Origin of the sequence: Anoxybacillus sp. B2M1 (assembly GCF_001634265.1) — a bacterium.
Taxonomy (GTDB): Bacteria; Bacillota; Bacilli; order Bacillales; family Anoxybacillaceae; genus Anoxybacteroides; species Anoxybacteroides rupiense.
Genome location: NZ_CP015435.1, coordinates 1,989,384 through 2,009,767, shown reverse-complemented (window position 1 = coordinate 2,009,767; position 20,384 = coordinate 1,989,384). Strand labels below are relative to the sequence as shown.

At 41.2% G+C, this 20,384-nt stretch carries 19 protein-coding genes; 15 read left to right on the top strand and 4 right to left on the bottom strand.

The window, feature by feature from the left end; translation table 11 throughout:
• Nucleotides 1-6: 6 nt before the first annotated feature.
• Nucleotides 7-1,584, bottom strand: a complete 1,578-nt coding sequence (locus GFC28_RS09690; RefSeq protein ID WP_044745220.1) for an ATP-binding protein — start codon at nt 1,582-1,584, stop codon at nt 7-9.
• Nucleotides 1,585-1,826: 242 nt separating this feature from the next.
• On the opposite strand from GFC28_RS09690, the gene GFC28_RS09685 reads away from it, so the two are divergent.
• The 10 genes from GFC28_RS09685 (at nt 1,827) to GFC28_RS09645 (ending at nt 11,954) form a co-directional block, all read left to right on the top strand.
• Nucleotides 1,827-2,858, top strand: a complete 1,032-nt coding sequence (locus tag GFC28_RS09685; RefSeq protein WP_044745221.1) for a TRAP transporter substrate-binding protein — start codon at nt 1,827-1,829, stop codon at nt 2,856-2,858.
• Nucleotides 2,859-3,010: 152 nt separating this feature from the next.
• A complete protein-coding gene (locus tag GFC28_RS09680) occupies nt 3,011-4,273 on the top strand; it encodes a dicarboxylate/amino acid:cation symporter (protein ID WP_044745222.1) in 1,263 nt (420 codons plus the stop codon).
• Between the two features lie 355 nt (nt 4,274-4,628).
• Nucleotides 4,629-5,333, top strand: coding sequence for a pirin family protein (locus tag GFC28_RS09675; protein ID WP_044745223.1), 705 nt, complete (start codon nt 4,629-4,631; stop codon nt 5,331-5,333).
• 400 nt (nt 5,334-5,733) lie between these two features.
• A complete protein-coding gene (gene wrbA, locus GFC28_RS09670; RefSeq protein WP_044745560.1) occupies nt 5,734-6,348 on the top strand; it encodes an NAD(P)H:quinone oxidoreductase in 615 nt (204 codons plus the stop codon).
• A 144-nt stretch (nt 6,349-6,492) separates the two neighbouring features.
• Complete coding sequence (locus tag GFC28_RS09665) at nt 6,493-7,320, top strand: aldo/keto reductase (RefSeq protein WP_044745561.1); 828 nt, start codon at nt 6,493-6,495, stop codon at nt 7,318-7,320.
• Between the two features lie 320 nt (nt 7,321-7,640).
• Nucleotides 7,641-8,039 carry an IS200/IS605 family transposase gene (gene tnpA, locus GFC28_RS09660; protein WP_044745562.1) on the top strand — a complete coding sequence of 133 codons (399 nt, stop codon included), beginning with the start codon at nt 7,641-7,643 and terminating at the stop codon, nt 8,037-8,039.
• 11 nt (nt 8,040-8,050) lie between these two features.
• Complete coding sequence (locus GFC28_RS09655; RefSeq protein ID WP_044745563.1) at nt 8,051-9,169, top strand: RNA-guided endonuclease TnpB family protein; 1,119 nt, start codon at nt 8,051-8,053, stop codon at nt 9,167-9,169.
• 107 nt (nt 9,170-9,276) lie between these two features.
• Complete coding sequence (locus GFC28_RS19275; protein WP_156487525.1) at nt 9,277-9,420, top strand: hypothetical protein; 144 nt, start codon at nt 9,277-9,279, stop codon at nt 9,418-9,420.
• Nucleotides 9,421-9,858: 438 nt separating this feature from the next.
• Nucleotides 9,859-10,548, top strand: coding sequence for a zinc metallopeptidase (locus tag GFC28_RS09650; RefSeq protein WP_044745564.1), 690 nt, complete (start codon nt 9,859-9,861; stop codon nt 10,546-10,548).
• Nucleotides 10,549-10,607: 59 nt separating this feature from the next.
• A complete protein-coding gene (locus tag GFC28_RS09645) occupies nt 10,608-11,954 on the top strand; it encodes a hemolysin family protein (RefSeq protein WP_044745565.1) in 1,347 nt (448 codons plus the stop codon).
• A 164-nt stretch (nt 11,955-12,118) separates the two neighbouring features.
• On the opposite strand, the gene GFC28_RS09640 is transcribed toward GFC28_RS09645, so the two are convergent.
• Nucleotides 12,119-13,042, bottom strand: coding sequence for an RluA family pseudouridine synthase (locus tag GFC28_RS09640; protein WP_044745566.1), 924 nt, complete (start codon nt 13,040-13,042; stop codon nt 12,119-12,121).
• 393 nt (nt 13,043-13,435) lie between these two features.
• Between GFC28_RS09640 and GFC28_RS09635 the strand changes: the two genes are divergently transcribed.
• Nucleotides 13,436-13,819 carry a DUF5365 family protein gene (locus GFC28_RS09635; RefSeq protein ID WP_335340439.1) on the top strand — a complete coding sequence of 128 codons (384 nt, stop codon included), beginning with the start codon at nt 13,436-13,438 and terminating at the stop codon, nt 13,817-13,819.
• 28 nt (nt 13,820-13,847) lie between these two features.
• Here the strand turns inward: GFC28_RS09635 and GFC28_RS09630 are convergent, their stop codons facing one another.
• Nucleotides 13,848-14,312 (bottom strand): thioredoxin family protein, encoded by a 465-nt coding sequence (locus tag GFC28_RS09630; RefSeq protein WP_044745568.1) that lies wholly within the window; start codon nt 14,310-14,312, stop codon nt 13,848-13,850.
• On the bottom strand, nt 14,309-14,749 hold the full coding sequence (locus GFC28_RS09625) for a disulfide formation protein C (RefSeq protein ID WP_044745569.1): 441 nt from the start codon (nt 14,747-14,749) through the stop codon (nt 14,309-14,311). Before GFC28_RS09625 ends, GFC28_RS09630 begins: the two co-directional genes overlap by 4 nt.
• A gap of 401 nt (nt 14,750-15,150) precedes the next feature.
• On the opposite strand from GFC28_RS09625, the gene GFC28_RS09620 reads away from it, so the two are divergent.
• The 4 genes from GFC28_RS09620 to GFC28_RS09605 all read left to right on the top strand — a co-directional run bounded on the left by GFC28_RS09620 (nt 15,151) and on the right by GFC28_RS09605 (nt 20,282).
• Complete coding sequence (locus GFC28_RS09620) at nt 15,151-16,833, top strand: glycoside hydrolase family 13 protein (RefSeq protein WP_044745571.1); 1,683 nt, start codon at nt 15,151-15,153, stop codon at nt 16,831-16,833.
• 349 nt (nt 16,834-17,182) lie between these two features.
• Nucleotides 17,183-17,623 carry a CBS domain-containing protein gene (locus GFC28_RS09615; RefSeq protein ID WP_044745572.1) on the top strand — a complete coding sequence of 147 codons (441 nt, stop codon included), beginning with the start codon at nt 17,183-17,185 and terminating at the stop codon, nt 17,621-17,623.
• Nucleotides 17,624-17,754: 131 nt separating this feature from the next.
• Nucleotides 17,755-19,503 carry a phospho-sugar mutase gene (locus tag GFC28_RS09610; protein ID WP_044745573.1) on the top strand — a complete coding sequence of 583 codons (1,749 nt, stop codon included), beginning with the start codon at nt 17,755-17,757 and terminating at the stop codon, nt 19,501-19,503.
• A gap of 56 nt (nt 19,504-19,559) precedes the next feature.
• Complete coding sequence (locus GFC28_RS09605; protein ID WP_044745574.1) at nt 19,560-20,282, top strand: SDR family oxidoreductase; 723 nt, start codon at nt 19,560-19,562, stop codon at nt 20,280-20,282.
• Nucleotides 20,283-20,384 lie beyond the last annotated feature (102 nt).

Below are 20,384 nucleotides of genomic sequence, written 5' to 3'. Positions count from 1 at the left end.
CTTTTCTTACATGTCAAATGTAATAGTAAAAATGGTTCCCTTGCCCCTCTCTGATTCTACATGGATTTTTCCGTTCCCTTTCTTGACGATTTGTTGAAGGAGATATAAGCCGATGCCCCGGTTCTTTTTATCCTTTGTTGAAAATCCTTCATCAAAAATATAAGGGAGATGGCGCTGATCGATACCGCAACCGTTATCCTCTACTGAAAGGCATAAGAGTTCATCATTCTGTTCAATGCTAATATAAATTTCTTTCTTTCGCTCAATCATCGTTTGGAAAGAATCGAAGGCGTTTTCGATTAAATTTCCAAGTATAACCACGAAATCATGATGGTCTAACGCACTTGGGAGTTTTTTGAGCTGACTATGGCGGTCGATGATGACTTGAATGCCGAGCTCTTTTCCGCGGCGGATTTTGCTAAGCAGCAGTCCGGAAATACTATCATCTTTAATCTTTTGGCTTAAAAATTTAGTCAGTTCGGCCTGTTCTTCAGTTATTTTAAATACGTATTCAAGCGCTTTTTCTTTATGGCCGAGCTGAATAAGACCAGCAATGGTATGAAGCTTATTCATATATTCGTGATTTTGAACGCGCAAGGCGCTGACGAAGGCTTTCACTCCTGTCAATTCCTCCGCCAGCTTTTTGACTTCTGTTTGATCTTGAAAAATAGCGACTGCTCCGACAATTTGCCCATTTACTTTAATAGGAATTCGGTTGCTTAAAATATTTAAATGCCGAATTTGCAGTTCTTTATTATAGATTGGCTCATTGATTTGCAGGATTTCCGGTAAGTGTGTATCGGGAAGGATCAAACGAATCGGTTTGCCAATGACATCTTCATAAATTCCTAACATTTGTTTCGCTTTGTCGTTAAAAATCGTAATTTTTTCATCTTTATCAATGGCAATAACCCCTTCATGCATCGCATTAAATGTCTCTGTTCGCTCAACAAGCAATTTAGCAATTTCATGCGGCTCCAGTTGAAACATTTGCCGCTTAATATGCGAAGCAAGCAGCCAAGATCCGATTCCCCCAAACAATAAAGAAAGGCCAGCGGTAAGCAAAATTTCTATTTTTAAGGATAATAATGCTTCTAGGATGCTCGGAAGCTGATAAGCGGCGATAACGACGCCAATCTGCTGGTGATCGTTGTTCATAATCGGAACAAATGCGCGAATAACCGTGCCAATTTCACCGCGAGCTTTAGATGTGTATGTATGTTCAGCGAAGGCAGGGCCTTCATCTTTTCCAAATGACGGCTTGCCGATCATTTCTTGCACAGGATGGGATAATCGAATGCGATGTTGATCTAATACGACGATATAGGTCGCTCCATGAATGATTCGTAAACGTTCCACTACAGCATTAATAGAGTATCGCGCAGCTGACGTTCCTATTATATTTTGCTTGATCTCTGGAAGTTCAGAGACCGTGCGCGCAGTTAAAAGAGCGCGTTGTTTCAGCTCTTCTTCCTTTGTGTGAACGAAATTTCCGACAATCACAATGCCGCCTAACAGTAAAGAGAAGCTCACAATAAAAAAGATAAGGGCTGTAATTTTCCAACGGATCGATAGTCTTTTCATGTGTCAACTCCTTCTGAGAAAGACAAAGCATGCCAGTTGTTTTGACTGTTGCCTCTCTGTTTTTTGGCCGTGAGAGGTAGCAGAAAAAACAGGAGAAAGATTGAAACGATGGGTTCCCAAAACAGATCCTCCATTTTTGTCTCTATCATAAAGCATAAAACTTTTCTTCTATCTATTTTATCATTTCTCTCTGTATATGTTAGAATTTTCTCAAAGCAGAAAACAGGTGACGGGAGAGAAGCATGAGAAGAAAATGGATGATCACCGGCTTATTGGCTATTTTAGCTGCTGTAATCGTATGGATGATACAAATTCAAAAGCCGGAGCAGCTTGTTTATGATGATGAACAGCAAGGGTTAAACAAGCAAATTGTGATTTATTTTAGCCACGTTGTCGCTGAAAATACACCAAAAGGATTAGCAGCGCAGAAATTCGCTCAATTGGTGGAGAAGAAGACAAATGGCCGGGTGAAGGTAGAAGTATTTCCAAATGGATCTTTATACTCAGACGGGGAAGAAATCGATGCCTTATTGCGCGGTGATGTGCAAATGATTGCCCCATCATTGTCAAAGGTCACACAGTTGATTCCAGAGTGGCAGGTTCTGGATTTGCCGTTTATTTTTCAAGATTATAGCGATGTCGAAAGAACATTTACAGGAGAGGTCGGAAAGCAATTATTAGCGATGCTTGACCGCGAAGGGATGAAAGGGCTTGCGTTATGGAGCAATGGTTTTAAACAGATGATGAGCAATCGCCGGCTATTGATTGAACCAAACGATTTTTCAGGATTAAGGTTTCGGGTGATGCCGAGTGAAGTCATTAGCAAACAGTTTCAGGTTTTAGGGGCCAATCCGATCGTAGTTTCTTTTGACCGTGTTTATGAATCGTTAGAGAAGCATGAATTTGATGGGCAAGAAAATACGATCTCCAATATTTATTCAAAAGGGTTTTATCAATTTCAACCATACTTAACAATCAGTAATCATGGCTATCTTGGCTATGCTGTTATAGTCAACGGCAGATTCTGGAATAGTTTACCAAAAGATATTCAAGAAAAAATTACCGAAGCCATGCAGGAGACAACGAGATGGAATTTACAGCAATCTAAACAACAAAATCAAGAAGAATTGGAACGAATGAAACAAAATCAGCAAATGCATATTTATGAACTTACAGAAACAGAAAGAGAAAAATGGAAACAGTCATTTAGACCATTATATGAAGAATTTCAGAGAGAATTTGGCAACGATCTTTTGCGGAAGATTCAGCACTGAGCCTCATTGGCTCAGTATTTTTTATGGATTTGGTTTGAAGAACAAAATGAACAAAATGAACAATATTACCATAATATTCATACTCTTCTGTCGTTTGTTAAGATAAAGGCGATGATAAATGAAAGCGTTATCAAATAGAGGGGGACAGAAGGATGAGGATTCATTTTAAAAATTTAACGGTTCAAGTGCTCACGGGAATTGTGCTTGGTATTTTGGTAGGTTTTTTATTTCCCGATTTTGGAACGCAGCTAAAGGTGCTAGCCGATGGATTTATTAAGTTGATTAAAATGCTGATCGCACCCATTATTTTCTTTACTGTTGTCATCGGTATTGGAAACATGGGGGATTTGAAAAAGGTAGGACGAATTGGCGGTAAAGCGCTCATTTATTTTGAAATTGTGACGACGTTTGCTTTAGCTATCGGGATCATCGTTGTCAATCTTATCAAGCCTGGTGCAGGAGTTAATATAGACGCGATAAAGGGGGGCGATGTTTCCCAGTATACGAAGCAGGCAGAAGCAACGGACCACGGGATTGTCGAGTTTTTATTAAGTATTATTCCTGATAATGTGGTTGGAGCGATGGCGAAGGGAGACCTGCTTCCGATTCTTTTCTTTGCTGTACTGTTTGGATTAGCGACAGCGGCAATGGGAGAAAAAGCAAAGCCAGTAGTAGATTTATTTGAAAGATTAGCTGATATTTTCTTCCGTATTGTTAACATGGTAATGAAGGTATCTCCTCTTGCCGCTTTTGGCGCTATGGCTTATACGATCGGTACATTTGGATTAAGCTCTTTAGTGGCCCTTGGAAAGCTAATGGGATCTGTTTATATGACAATGTTTTTATTTATCGTGCTTGTGCTGGGGGCGATTGCTAAATTTTATCGATTTAGCATTTTTAAATTTATTGCATACATTAAAGACGAAATTTTGCTTGTGCTCGGGACATCTTCTTCAGAGTCAGCCTTGCCGAAAATGATGGAAAAACTAGAAAAGTATGGTTGTTCTAAATCGGTCGTTGGTCTTGTGGTTCCGACAGGATATTCTTTCAATTTAGATGGAACATCGATTTATCTTTCCATGGCGGCCATGTTTATTGCGCAAGCGTACGGGATTGATCTGACCATATGGCAAGAACTCACATTGTTAGGTGTGTTAATGCTGACTTCGAAAGGAGCGGCAGGAGTAACGGGATCAGGGTTTATTACGCTGGCGGCAACGCTCACAGCATTTCCGATGATTCCAGTAGAGGGAATTGCATTGCTTCTTGGAGTGGATCGCTTTATGTCGGAAGCGCGCGCTATCACGAATCTCATCGGAAACGGGGTAGCTACAGTTGTTGTTTCAAAAATGGAAAAGGAATTTCATACTGAGGGCAATCCTGAGATGAATCAAAAGATGACCATCGCCCAGTAATGGACGGTGGAGGATGACAGAAAAGATCATGGAATATAGCTAGCGCAAGATTTCGGCAAATGAATTATTGGACATGCTGACTATATTGCTTTTGAAAGAGCATGGTTCAGCATGAACCAATATCTTCAGAAAAATCGACGGTCGAAGGTAAAGAAGTAGATTTTCCTTCAGCCGTCGTTACACTATATAGGCTCCATGCTCATACAAAAAAGTAAAAAAGGAAGTGTATGCTTTTTTATTCAAAATAGGTTGACAATGGTAGTTATTGTTTTGTATAATAAATCTCGAATTAAAAATTCACTAAATCAAAATTTATTATCTCGATTTCGAGATTTTTGAGAGGATGTGAGCTAGGTTGATTCAAATATATCCGGCAGATGAAAGATATCATGCAACTCATGGTTGGCTAGATACGTACTTTAGTTTTTCTTTTGCTGAGTATTTTGACCCAACTAACGTAAATTTTGGCCCCTTGCGTGTATTAAATGATGATGTGATCAAACCACTTCGTGGATTTGGTGCACATCCCCATCAAGAAATGGAGATTGTGTCGATTGTGCTTAGCGGTCAGCTGAAGCATAAAGATAGTTTAGGCAATGAGGCCATTACTACATTTGGCGGCATTCAGCGAATGTCGGCTGGAACTGGAATTGTTCATTCTGAGGTGAATCCATCAGCGACAGAGGATGTGAATTTGCTGCAGCTTTGGTTTTTGCCAGAACGTCACGGCCTTGCTCCGTCTTATGAGAGAACCGACTTTGATATAAGCCAATTGAAAAACCAATGGCTTCCTGTTGTAGCGAAAAATCCACAATCTCCTAATGTGGCGCACATTCATCAGGATTTAACCATCTATTTGTCAGATATCGAAGCGGGAAATGAGATCATATTTGAGCAGGAGAGCGGCCGTCGCATTTTCCTGTTTGTGATTGATGGAGAATTGAAGGTTAACGAGGAGGTTAATCTATATAAACGAGATTCTGCACGAATGGCTCAAACCCCTCAATTAAAAATAGCCGCTGAGACCGATACGCGGGTAATGCTCATTGATCTGCCGTGAACTACTCACCACTTAGCTAAAGCTTGAAGTGGGAGCTTCTCAGTTCCACGACGAAAGCCGCCTTTCGTCTCCCTGAGCGTGACTTCGGGTCGTTCCAACCCTAGATGTCCGACAATTCGGAGTTCTTTTGTACCTTGGATATTTTACGCATGGAAGGATCCGCTTGGTTTTCGCATTTTATTTTCTCCATGCAACCTCCTATATCCAGTTATGAAAGAACGACATAGGTTTATTTTACCACAGGGTCAGACAATTGAACAGGCAAAAGCCTGTCCTTGTCCGAAGTCGATTCATCTCCCACTTTCATCAAGCTTCGCAAGATTTAGAAGTGGGAGACTTCTCGACTGAAGAATGTTAAAAGGCGGAATGAGATTATATATTTATAAAGGAGAGAATGGATATGACCAATGTCAACTTAGCGATCATCTATTACAGTTCTACCGGAACCAATTACAAATTAGCGAAATGGGCAGAAGAAGCAGCGAAAGACGCAGGGGCAGACGTAAAGGTATTAAAAGTTCCTGAGCTTGCTCCAGCGGCAGCCATTGAATCTAACCCTGCTTGGAAGGCACATGTGGAAGCAACAAAAGATGTTCCAACGGTCACGCTAGATGACTTGGAATGGGCAGATGCGATTATTTTCAGCGCACCAACCCGATTTGGCAATGTTCCAGGGCAGCTTAAACAATTTTTAGACACAACAGGGGGGCTTTGGTTCCAAGGGAAGCTTGTCAACAAAGTGGTAAGTGCTATGTCAAGCGCTCAAAATCCTCATGGTGGTCAAGAGCAAACCATTTTGCAATTGTACACAACGATGTATCATTGGGGAGCCATTGTGGCAGCGCCAGGATATACCGATCCGGCGATTTTTGCTGGCGGAGGAAATCCGTATGGTACAAGTGTAACAGTAGATCAAAACGGCAATATTGCTGAAGATGCTGAGGCGGCTGTCAAACATCAAGCAAAACGCACGGTGCAAGTCGCCCAATGGGTGAAAAACGGTTTACAAAAATAAAAAATTCATAAGATTCAGATGAAACCGACTTCTAACATCGCCACAAGGCGATAAGAAGCCGGTTTTTTGATCAAGCATATCTTTTGCTTTTGAAAAACAAAAAAAGCGATAATGAAAACGTAAAATTTGGAAGGAGGAGAAGCAATGAACAGCTTACATGATGGAGCGATCTTACATAATGGTGTCAAAATGCCGTGGCTTGGATTTGGTGTTTGGAAAGTAAAGGATGGCGAGGAAGTAGTTCAAGCGGTGAAAACAGCGATTGAAGTAGGATACCGTCATATTGATACAGCCGCAGTCTATAAAAATGAACAAGGAGTCGGCCAGGCTATAAAGGAATCTGGCGTGCCGCGACAAGAGCTTTTTATTACTACAAAAGTGTGGAATTCAGATCAAGGATATGATACTACATTAAAAGCGTTTGAGGACAGTTTGCAAAAGCTTGGTCTTGATTATGTGGACCTTTATTTGGTTCATTGGCCTGTAAAGGGGAAGTATAAGGATACGTATCGTGCGCTTGAACAGCTATACAAAGATGGCCGCGTGCGCGCTATTGGAGTATGTAATTTTCAGATTCATCATTTAGAAGATTTGCTTGCGGATTGTCAAATTAAGCCGATGGTAAACCAAGTGGAGTATCATCCGCGCCTTACTCAAGAAGAGCTTCGATCCTTCTGCAAACAGCATGGAATTCAGTTGGAGGCTTGGTCGCCGCTTATGCAAGGTGAATTGCTTCATGATTCCACTTTAATTGAAATCGGAAAGAAATATGGAAAATCACCGGCACAAGTGATTCTTCGCTGGGATTTGCAAAACGAAGTGGTGACTATTCCAAAATCAGTCACTCCACATCGTATTAAAGAAAATGCAAACATTTTTGATTTTGAATTAACGGCAGAGGACATGGAGAAAATTAATTCCCTCAATAAAAATGAGCGGATCGGTCCCGATCCAGATAATTTTAATTTTTAACATATTCACTAAGAAGTTTCGCACCTTATAAAGTGGAGTTGGGAGAGATTCATGTATCCTTTCATCTCTAAGACGTCGTACTGTGAGAAAAAAGGTTGCTTGCTGTAAAAAGGTGTCATAAGAGAAGGTTTTCAGGTTGTAGTCAAAGTGAACATGAATTTTGGCTACAACCATTTTAACGTAATTTCTGAAAGAAGTCTCCCGCCTCAAGGAACGTGAAGGGCACAGCCCCGTGAGTAGGCGGGAGATGAATTTCGGTTGGCGATAACCAAAGGTTTTGATATAATCAGTCTTATAAAGATAAAAGGATTGATATATCAATGAAATTAGATAGTAATAATCATTCAGTGTTCTCGTTACATTACCATCTTGTATTAGTCGTGAAGTACCGCAGAGAAGTATTCACTGATGAAATATCTGATTTTGCAAAAAATATGTTTATTGAGATTGGAAGCAAATACAACATTACGTTGACAGAGTGGAATCATGACAACGATCATGTTCACGTTCTATTCAAAGCCCATCCTAATTCCGAATTATCAAAATTTATCAATGCCTATAAAAGCGCAAGTTCTCGACTGATAAAGAAAAATTTTCCTCATATCAGAACAAAACTGTGGAAAGAAATGTTTTGGTCAAGAAGCTTTTGTATGCTTACAACAGGCGGTGCTCCAATAGATGTCATAAGGAAGTATATTGAGAATCAAGGCAAAAAGTGAGTTGATTTGATATGACCCATCAACACAAAGCGTTCAAGTTTCGCCTATACCCCCATGAAGAACAGAAAGAGTTATTAGAGAAAACGTTTGGTTGTGTGCGGTTTGTCTACAATCAAATGCTCGCCGAACGCAAAGAACGATATGAAAAATTCAAAAACGATAAAGAACGGCTTAAAAAGCAAAAGTGGCCAACACCCGCCAAATATAAAGAAGAATTTCCGTTTCTCAAAGAAGTGGACTCATTAGCTTTGGCAAACGCGCAAATCAACCTGCAAAATGCCTATAAAAACTTTTTCAAAGGTCGGACGGAATTTCCGAAATTCAAAAGTAAAAAGCACAAGCAATCTTACACAACCAACATGGTCAACGGCAATATTAAGTTGGAAAATGGTCATATCCAATTGCCCAAGTTCAAAAAACCGATCAAAATGAAGCAACATCGAGAAATCCCCGCCGAGTATAAAATCAAATCTTGCACCATTTCTAAAACAAAGTCGGGCCAATACTATATTTCGATTTTGACCGAATATGAAAAGGAAATGGAACCTGTCAAGATTCAAAAAGTGGTCGGTTTAGATTTTGCCATGGACGGTCTATATGTCGAGAGTGAACGGGGTGAGAAAGCCAATTACCCACGTTACTATCGACAAGCTTTAGACAAGCTGGCAAAAGCAGGGCGGATTCTTTCCCGTAGAAAGAAAGGTTCTTCACGATGGGAAAAACAACGCTTAAAAGTGGCTCAATTACATGAAAAAATAGCAAACCAACGCATGAATTTTCTTCATCACAAGTCAAAAGAATTAGCAATCACTTATGACGCTGTAGTCATCGAAGACTTAGACATGAAAGGGATGTCTCAAGCCCTTCATTTTGGAAAAAGCGTTCATGATAACGGGTGGGGGATGTTCACAAGATTCTTAGAATACAAACTAAAAGAGCAAGGAAAACAACTGATCAAAATCGATAAATGGTTTCCTTCGACAAAAAAGTGTTCTTGTTGTGGCAAAGAAAAAGAAATGCCGTTATCTGAACGTGTGTACCAATGTTCTTGTGGTTTAGTATTGGATCGCGATCACAATTCTGCGATCAATATCAAAAATGAAGGATTACGCTTAGTAGCGTTCGCATAAAAAACAACAACTCTTGGAACAAGAGGGTTCGCTCGGTCCATTTCCTATCGTTAGATAGGACTACCCGAGAAGCCCCCACTTCAATCAAACTGCAAGGTTGATAAGTGGTGGGTAGTTCACTAGCCTCCGTTCGTAGCGATGCTTCCACATTAAACTGGCTTGAAAACACAAATAAAGAATGCAGCTGGGAGGTGCAAATCGCACGAAAGAAGTTCATAAGCGGAAGAGCGATCGCCATTGATGGAGGATAAAAATGTTTATCATCAATTTAAGGCTTCATGATGGAAGCCTTTTTAATTTTATAGGGGGGAGAAGCTTCTTGTTCTGAAACCCAACGATGAAATAGAACAAGAGCTACGTCTATATATACATGACTTCGGCATTGGCTCCATTTGCGAATCATGGAGATCCAATAAAACGAAAAGATCGAAAGGTTCCCTCAATTTGATATGGCGAAAACACGGCTGAAGGGGAGAAGAGAATAAGCTATGAGCATGATAAAAAAGATGGAGCGAATCATCTTGAAAAAGCGGACAAGAATAAAATGGAATTTGTATATGTATTCATTTTTTCCATACTAAAGGGTAAAGAGGACTTTGTTTGACGAAAAAATGCGAGGTACAGTAAAATATTAAATAGTATAACATGTTTTTCATGATGTTATGCGACCATTAACGGAGGGTTTATGAATGTTTTTTCATCCGATGGATTTTTTAATTATGATTGCATTTGGCATTTCTCTGTGGGCGCAATTTAAAGTTTCGGGAAACTTTGAAAGATGGTCAAGAGTATTAGCTTCTTCCGGATTAACGGGAGCGGAAGTGGCCAGAATGATTTTAGACCGCAATGGTCTTTATCATGTGCCTGTTGAGCCAGTTCGAGGAAGATTAACGGACCATTATGATCCGATTTCCCGTGCTGTTCGCCTATCAGAACCAGTATATTACGGACGTTCCATCGCCGCCGTTTCTGTGGCAGCGCATGAGGTCGGCCATGCTGTCCAGCATAAGCAATCATATGGAGCGCTAGTGCTTCGCCACCGCATGTTCCCGATTGTTAATTTCACATCTGGAGCCGCTCCGTTCTTATTAATAGCGGGATTTCTTTTTAAGCAGCTTTCCCTTATTGGACTAGGCATTATTTTCTTTTCCTTTGCCGTAGCGTTTCAGCTCGTCACGCTGCCCGTTGAATTTAATGCAAGCTCAAGAGCGAAGAAATTTATGCTTGCTGAAGGAATTATCCAGCGTGAAGAGGAGCGTGGAGTGAACAAGGTGCTGGGGGCAGCCGCTTTGACTTATGTGGCCGCTGCGCTTATTTCGGTGCTTGAGCTGTTGAAATATATACTTATCTTTACCCAAAGCAATAACGATGAAGAGTAACATACAATTCGTTTTGTAGGAGGTGTAATCCGCACACGGTCAACGTGTGCGGAAACTAATTGGACATATTTAATTTAGTGATAGTGGCTTTATTAATTGCGATTACCGGCTTTTTCGTTGCCTCGGAATTCGCTATCGTCAAGGTGCGGACATCAAGAATCGATCAATTGATTAGCGAAGGAAATAAACGTGCGATTGCCGCGAAAAATGTTATTTCAAATTTGGATGAGTATTTATCAGCTAACCAGCTTGGGATTACGATTACATCGTTAGGATTAGGTTGGCTAGGGGAGCCGACTGTTGAGCGAATGCTCCTGCCGGTGTTTGAAGGATTGGATTTATCCGAATCTCTCTCGCATGTTTTGTCTTTTATTATTGCCTTTGCTAGCATTACGTTTTTGCATGTGGTTGTTGGTGAACTGGCGCCGAAGACATTCGCAATTCAAAAAGCTGAAGCTATTACATTATTTACAGCAAAGCCGCTTATTTTGTTTTATAAGCTCATGTATCCATTTATTTGGACACTGAATACATCTGCACGCCTTGTAACCAATTTGTTTGGCTTGAAGCCTGCGTCAGAGCATGAGCTTGCGCATTCTGAAGAGGAATTGCGGCTTATTTTATCAGAGAGCTATAAAAGCGGGGAAATTAACCAGTCGGAATATAAATACGTGAATAACATTTTCCGTTTTGATGACCGGGTGGCAAAGGAGATCATGGTACCGCGCAAAGAGATTGTAGCTCTTGATATCAATCATTCGATTCAAGAAAATCTAGAGATCATTAAAGAAGAAAAGTATACACGTTATCCGGTGATTGATGGAGATAAAGATCACGTTCTCGGTTTAATTAATGTAAAGGAAGTATTTACAGATCTCGTCGCTAATCGCTCACAAACGAAGGAGCTAAAGGATTATATTCGTCCAATCATTCAAGTGATTGAATCGATTGCCATTCATGATTTGCTTGTAAAAATGCAAAAAGAACGTATTCACATGGCGATTTTAGTGGACGAATATGGCGGAACGTCAGGACTTGTTACGGTTGAAGATATCTTGGAGGAAATTGTTGGTGAAATTCAAGATGAGTTTGACGTTGATGAGCTTCCGTTAATCCAAAAAATTGATGATCTGCATACAGTGGTTGATGGAAAAGTGTTGATTAGCGAGGTCAATGATTTATTTGGTCTGTCAATTGATGATAGTGACGTTGATACGATCGGCGGCTGGATTTTAACAGAACACTATGATATCAAAGAAGGCGACAGCATCGAGGTGGATCATTACTTGTTGAAGGTGCTGGAGATGGATGGTCATCATGTAAAAACGATTGAAGTCACGAGAAAGGAAGCTCAAGAGGAAGATCATTCGCTACATGGTGATGGAGAGGCCCAATTTCATTATTGATAGCAAAGTGTACAAGGCTAAGCTGTAGACAAAGTCCATTTTGACTTTGTCTACAGCTATTTTCATCCGGCGATTCTTAACTGTTTTTTGAAAAACGCTTGCAGACGATCAATGCAGCCGAGCGAGACTAATGGTGCATGATAAAAGCGTCTGCAAGGCAAGTTTTATGACCAGAGGGTATTAGGCAGCCATTTATCATTGCAAGGAGCTACGCAGCGAATGAATTCATTGGTAAAAGGGTGCGGGAAATCGAGCTTGAATGCATGAAGCGCCTGTCTTGACAATGGTTGGGCGCTTCCCCCATATAAACGATCGCCGACTAAAGGATGACCAATATAGCTCATATGCACGCGGATTTGATGTGTGCGTCCTGTCTCTAACGTAAGTTCGACCAATGAAGTTTGCTTTTTAAAGTCCGTATCGAGAACCCGATAATGGGTTACAGCGGCCAGGCCGGTTTTTGATACCCTTCGCCTTGTCGGATGATGGCGATCCCGTCCGATTGGTGCGTCAATGCTTCCACTTTTCTTCTTTAAAATTCCATGAACAAGAGCTACATAGGTTCGTTTGATTTGCCGCTGTTCCAGCATGCGGTCCAATATGGCACCTGCCAAAGCGTGTTTGGCAAATAAAATAGCTCCTGATGTATCCCGATCCAAGCGATGGATATGCCGAACCTTTGTAAAAATCCCCTTTGTTTGAAAATAGGCTGCTACAATGTTGGATAATGTGTTTGTTTGATTGGGAGAGGTTGGATGGACCTCCATTCCAGCAGCCTTATTTACGACGATAAGATGCTCGTCTTCCCACAAAATATCAAGCTCCTGATAGTTTGGTAAAATGTCGGACGTCTCAGGTTTATACACCCATATCTGGAATCGGTCGTTTTTTTGCAGACGGGTTTGCCAAGACACTGTTTCTCCGTTTACCCTCACTCCTTTTTCCATTCGGAGTTGATGAAGCCATTTTTTTGGTGAATTCCACATGGTCCTTAATAAAGATTCGATCGTTTGTCCGTGCCAGTCGGACGGTACAGTAAATTCTAGCCATTCTCCTTTGCGAATTGTTAGCACATTTTTCACCTTCATTTTCTATCATTTATAAAATAAGTAGTGCAGAGAGATAGCCAACAGCGTGCGCCCCGTTTTGGCCTATTACGCTCTAAATTCAACAAGAGTTAGGCGATTGGGACAAACCATATAGCTTTTAGAACATTCCTTATTTGGTCGCCTGACCGTCAAAAACGGATCGTCCTCCCAAGGGATCGAGTTATATCGATCATTTTTGCATGTAACGTCCACTACCGCTAATAGAGTCATGAAACAATAGCAGTAAGAAACCGATGGGAGATTCTTGCATTGTGGAAATAATTTCTTTCACTATTGATTCAGCATGTATGATACACTCATAGTATCGTTGAACGATCTGAACATGCAAGAGTAGAATGTAGTAGAAAAAGGTGGTATGTAGCATTGAAGGTAGTGAATGCAGCGACAAAAGAGCATGAGGAACATATCGGCGATTTAATTCATTGTTTTTATAGCGAAGTATTTCCGTGTTATTTTGACGATGAGCAGATTCAAAAATTTGAACAGTTGCAAATTCTCTCTATGGAAGGTTTGCGATATAACGGCACGATGAAAGAAGCATTCCAATTGATTTCGGCCTTGCAATCGCTCCTTACAGTCATTGAGTGCATTGAACATCATGGTATCCAAGAAGGATATCATCATTTATTTGAACGGAATGTTCAGTTGCTTGAGAAGTTTGGAATATCCTTTCCGTTTACTATTGACCAGTTCCAGAAAAAACGCCGCCGTATTTTTAGCATGTATTCGCGGCCGCAAAATGATTGGGTCATGTAAAAAGGACTCTTGCTGATGAGAGCCCTTTTTACTTAATCGATTCGAACCAATCGCGAAAAACGTTTTCCTCACGGTATCCGTCAATTCGCTTTACCTCTTTGCCCTTTTCAAAATGGACAATGGTCGGTGTTCCATCGATATGATACGTATCCCAGCCGTCTTCAAACTCAAGCAAATTGAACAATTTCAAGTCAATGCCCATTTTTTTGGCAAGTGGAACGACGATCGGTGTTGTTTTTTCGCAGTGTGGGCAAGTAGGACTATAGAAATATACTGTCACCGTTTCATGATTATCGAGCTTTTTAGCAAGCTCATCTGGTAGGATGAGGTTTTTGTAGTTTGGATCATCCAGCTGTTCAATGGTGGCGGGATCTAACTTTTCTTTTTTATAAGGATTGTCTTTTGCTTTTTCAGTTTGCTGATAAGACGTGATCCAAGAGATTGCTAAGAATAAAGCGAGGATAACGGTCCCGAAAATCAAGATTTTTTTCAATTGAAATTCCCTTCCTTCACTGTTCGGATGATGAACGTGCTTAGTAGACTAATGATGAAGAACGCTGTGAGCGCTAAAAATGGAATGGTGATAAAGCCTAACCAATTAATGTATTGGCCTGTACATGGAATGCGGCCGCAAGTAATCGCATGCTCTTGGAATAGAGGCACTTTTTGGATTAAGTAATGGTAAAGTGAAATCGTGCCGCCGATCGCAGACAGCGCCAAGCTATATCGTGCCATGCTATATTCCTTGCGAATAGCTGCTAGTCCTAAAAGGATGACCTGCGGATACATAAAAATGCGCTGAAACCAGCAAAGATCACACGGTATGAATTTCATCACTTCCGAAAAATAAAGACTTCCTAATGTGGCGATTAGAGCAGTTCCCCATGCACCCAGCAATAAATTTTCTAGCATTTTTTCCTTTCGACTCATATCATGCTCCCTATTATCTTTTTTAATTTTTGCACGATGTGTGTGATGCCTATTACGGTTTGCCGTCTATGGCAAGCTTGAATCTTCCAATGATGGATTATCCATATAAACAGAAAGGCAGAAGAAGCGGACGACCAGAAGCAAGCGTGTGGACTTGCTTTCATCAGGGGCATATAACGCCATTGTTTGGCCGCCCGATCGTCGAAAATTAGCATGGCAAGCTGCATTCCATATACACGTGTGGCCGTGCATGCGATGGGATCTACCGTTATGTATTTTGAATAGTTTCATTATAACGGAGGATAGGAAAAATGTAAAATTAGTAGGCACAGGCAGGATCTTGTAGTAAAATACATATATATGAAATCGTTTTCATATATACATAGATGGGAGTGATGAAAATGGAGAAGAAGTGGTGGAAAGAGGCGGTTGTGTATCAAATTTATCCGCGCAGCTTTAAGGATGCTGACGGTGACGGAATTGGCGATCTTCGCGGGATTATTTCTAAGCTTGATTATTTAAAAGAACTCGGAATTGATGTGGTTTGGCTATCTCCTGTATATCAATCGCCTAATGATGATAATGGATATGATATTAGCGATTACCGAAATATTATGGATGAATTCGGAACGATGGAAGATTGGGAAGAAATGGTGTCAGAAATGCATAAGCGCGGTATTAAATTGGTGATGGATTTAGTGGTCAATCACACATCGGATGAACATCCATGGTTTATCGAATCGCGGAAATCAAAGGATAATGCCTATCGAGACTATTATATTTGGCGCGTGGGAAAGGAAGGAAAGGAACCAAACAATTGGGAGTCGTTTTTTAGCGGTTCGGCATGGGAGTATGATGAAGCAACTGGAGAGTATTATTTGCATTTGTTTTCAAAAAAGCAGCCAGATTTGAATTGGGAAAATCCAAATGTCCGGAAAGAAATTTATGAAATGATGCGGTTTTGGCTCGATAAAGGGGTTGATGGCTTTCGAATGGATGTTATCAATATGATTTCGAAAGTGCCCGAACTGCCGGATGGAGAAGTATACGATGGGAAGAAATATGCATCAGGCAGCCGATATTTTATGAATGGACCGCGTGTGCATGAATTTTTGCAGGAAATGAATCGGGAGGTGTTATCCCATTACGATATTATGACGGTCGGCGAAACACCAGGTGTGACTCCAAAAGAAGGAATTTTATATACCGATCCGGCTCGATGCGAGCTAAATATGGTATTTCAATTTGAGCATGTTGATTTAGATTCTGGACCTGGAGGAAAATGGGATATTCGGCCGTGGAAATTGGCTGATTTGAAAAAAACAATGACAAAATGGCAGAAAGAGTTAGAAGGAAAAGGATGGAATAGCCTTTATTTAAATAACCACGATCAGCCCCGCGCCGTATCCCGTTTTGGAGATGATAAGCAATATCGCGTGGAGTCTGCCAAAATGCTGGCGACCTTTCTTCATATGATGCAGGGAACGCCGTATATTTATCAAGGGGAAGAACTTGGAATGACCAATGTCCGTTTTTCATCGATCGAAGACTACCGCGATATTGAAACACTTAATATGTATAAAGAATATGTTGAAAAGTACGGTGAGAACCCGCAAGCCGTGCTTGAAAAAATTTATTATAAAGGGCGTGACAATGCACGAACGCCGATGCAATGGGATGATAGCAAACACGCTGGTTTTACCGATGGAACGCCTTGGATTCAGGTCAATCCAAATTATAAAGAAATCAATGCAAAAGCGGCACTTCAAGATCCCGATTCGGTTTTTCATTATTACAAAAAACTGATACAGCTCCGCAAGCAGCATCCTGTTATTGTATATGGAACGTACCATTTAATTTTAGAAGACCATCCATTGATTTATGCTTATACGCGAACCCTTGGAAACGAAAAATTGGTGGTGATCACGAACTTTTCGAACGAGACCCCCGTTTTTCGCCTGCCTGAGGATATTGTATATACTGCAAAAGAGCTGCTTATTCACAATTATCCTGTCGTGGAAAGCGAAGATCTTCATGAAATTCGCTTGCGTCCATGGGAAGCACGGGTTTATAAAATACAATAAAAGGAAAACGGGCGGCCTGATGTACAGCGCCCGTTTTTATTTTGACGATGACGAGATAAAAATATGCAAACATTAAAAATGTTGATGATCCATTATTAACATACGAGCTCGTTAAGCACAACCCTTTCTGGCTTTTCCCTAAACAAGAACGCCAGCGGCAAATTCATTGGTTGGCAAAGCATTCGTTGTTCGAGGACGATATCCTATAATCATGCTTAGTTCGCGACAAAAAACCGAGGGATTCAGTCTTTTCATTGGTGTTTATTGGATCATGAGCATACGTGTACAAACATTATTTTCTATCTATATATCCGAACAAAGTGGTGACAATAATCGATGAAAGGAGAGGATGACATTGAATAACAACACTGTTGAAGGCATTATGACAAAAAATGTAGCGACAGTTTCTCCGAATCAAACGGTTCAAGAAGCCGCCGAGCTTATGAGCCAGAAAAATGTTGGCGCTCTTCCGGTTGTAGAAAACGGTCAAGTAAGAGGAATCATTACAGACCGTGATATTACATTGCGTACAACGGCAGATGGAAAAGGCGCTTCCATTCCGGTGTCCCAAGTAATGTCAACGAACCTTGTGACAGGAACGCCAAATATGAGCGTGGGAGAAGCCGCAAATGTGATGGCTCAGCATCAAATTCGCCGTTTGCCGATTGTTGAAAACAACCAGCTTCGCGGGATTGTGGCTCTAGGGGACATTGCGACTAATCAGCAGTATGACAATGCTGCAGAACAAGCCCTTACCAATATTTCTGAGCCTTCCCAGCCACAAGAATAACAAAAAGGATGCCTCTAATCAAGGGGCATCCTTTTTGTGCTAAATAAACATTTGCTTTTTTTTAGAACAGGAATATCGTATGATGGTGACGAATACAAAAGTAAGGGAATTTTGCAGGGAGGGATATGGCAATGAACTGGAAAAGTAAGTATGAGCAATGGATGACTTATGAGCATTTAGAAAAAGAGATAAAGCAGGAACTTCAGCAAAAAAGCAGGGATGAGAAATGGCTGGAGGATTGCTTTTATAAAAATTTGGAATTTGGCACGGGCGGGATGCGCGGAGAAATTGGTCCAGGGGTTAATCGTATGAACATATATACAGTTCGTAAAGCATCTGAAGGGTTAGCAAGATACATAGAGTCGTTCGGGGAAGAGGCGAAAAAAAGAGGGGTTGTTATCGCTTACGATTCTCGGCATAAATCGCCAGAATTTGCGATGCAAGCGGCGCGAACTTTGGCTACACATGGAATTCAAACATACGTATTCAATGAGCTCCGTCCGACACCAGAGCTTTCATTTGCCGTGCGCTATTTAAAGGCATTTTCAGGCATTGTGATTACTGCAAGCCATAACCCGCCAGAATACAATGGGTATAAGGTATATGGCCCCGATGGTGGACAGCTTCCGCCCGATGCCGCTGATCAAGTGATTCATTATGTGAATAAAGTGGAAAATGAATTAGCTCTCTATGTGGAAGAAGAAGCAGTATTAAAAGAAAAAGGACTTATTCAAATCATTGGAGAAGAGATCGATCAAGCCTATATCGATCAGATAAAGACAATTTCCCTTAATCCAGAGCTTCCTAAAGAAATTGATGTGAAAGTGGTCTTTACGCCGCTTCACGGCACAGCTAATAAGCCGTTGCGCCGCGCTCTTGAAGCGTTTGGTTATAAGCACGTTGCTGTGGTAAAAGAGCAGGAGCTTCCCGATCCGAATTTTTCAACTGTTTCTTCTCCAAACCCAGAGGAGCATGCAGCATTTGAACGGGCCATTCAACTCGGTAAAGAGATGGAAGCAGATTTGCTCATCGCTACAGACCCAGATGCGGATCGGCTTGGGATTGCCGTAAAAAACGAAACGGGTGAATATGTTGTATTAACAGGAAATCAAACAGGCGGTTTACTGCTTCATTATATTTTGTCGCAAAAAAAGCAAAAAGGAATCCTTCCTGAAAACGGAGTCGCTTTAAAAACGATTGTGACATCGGAATTTGGCCGCGATATTGCTGCATCATTTGGAATCGAAACAGTCGATACGTTAACAGGCTTTAAATTTATTGGGGAAAAAATTAAAGAGTATGAACAGACAAAGCAATATGTTTTTCTGTTTGGCTATGAGGAAAGCTACGGTTACTTAATTGGCGATTTCGCGCGCGATAAAGACGCGATTCAAGCAGCTGCATTGGCAGTTGAAGTATGCGCCTTCTATAAAAAGCAAGGGCTGTCTTTATATGATGCTTTAATGCAGCTATTTGAGCAGTATGGATATTATCGCGAAGGATTGGAATCGCTCACATTAAAAGGAAAAGAAGGGGCGGAGCAAATTCAAGCTCTGTTGGCTTCTTTCCGCCAGCATCAGCCAACGGAGGTCGCTGGAAAGAAAATTGTGATGATCGAAGACTATGAAGCCCGTGAGCGCGTAGAAACAGCAACCGGAGAGGTCACGGCCATTACGCTGCCCAAATCTAATGTGTTAAAATACTATCTGGAGGATGGATCTTGGTTTTGCTTGCGCCCGTCAGGAACTGAGCCAAAAGCCAAAGTTTATTTTGGAGTGAAAGGCCGTTCGATGGATGATAGTGAACAGCGTTTACACGAATTGTCTGAAGCTGTTATGAAGCAGGTGCATGCTTATTTAAATGAATCCGCTAACCGCTAAGCATGAAGTCTCGTATGTTCAAAAAAAGGATATAGCAACAGGAAAGGATGTTGACCGTGTTAAAAGATCAAGTAGCGATTGTCACAGGTGCTTCACGCGGTATTGGAAAAGAAATTGCTTTTCAACTGGCTCAGCATGGGGCAAAACTGGCGCTCGTTGGAAGCTCAGAGACGATTCATCAGACCGGAAAGGAACTGAAGGAGCAGGGAGCGCCATTTGTGGAAACATTTCAAGCTGATGTAGCAAATGAACAGCAAATGAGTGAATTGGTTGCCCAAACGCTGAAACAGTTTGGACAAATTGATATCCTAGTTAATAACGCAGGAATCGGATTTTTTAAGCCAATAGAGGAAACAACGCTCGAAGAATGGAAAAAGATTTTTGAAGTCAATGTCCAAGGTGTATTTATTGGAACAAAAGCCGTTCTTCCTCATATGAAAGAGCGGAGAACAGGAACGATTATTACTATTTCTTCGGATGTGGGGCGCTATACGATCCCTAATGGAGCGGCCTATACGGCGACAAAATATGCGGTACAAGGTTTTTCTGGTTCGCTTGCACAGGAAGTGAGAGAATATGGCATTCGCGTTGGTACGATCAACCCGGGAATGGTGGATACATATTTTGCGAATTCGGTGCAAGGAGCACCGGAAAAGCAAAAATGGCTACAGGCGCGTGATGTGGCCAATGCCGTGATTTACATGGCTAGCGCTCCTAAGCATATGCTTATTGATGAGATTGTGCTTCATCCGTTTATACAGACATATCCAGTTGTTTAGCGGGTAAGGAAAGGACCATCCCTATTTCGGCATGCTTTCAGATTGTAGACAAAGTCAATTTTGACTTTGTCTACAATCATTTTAAGCCTCTATTGAGTTCTT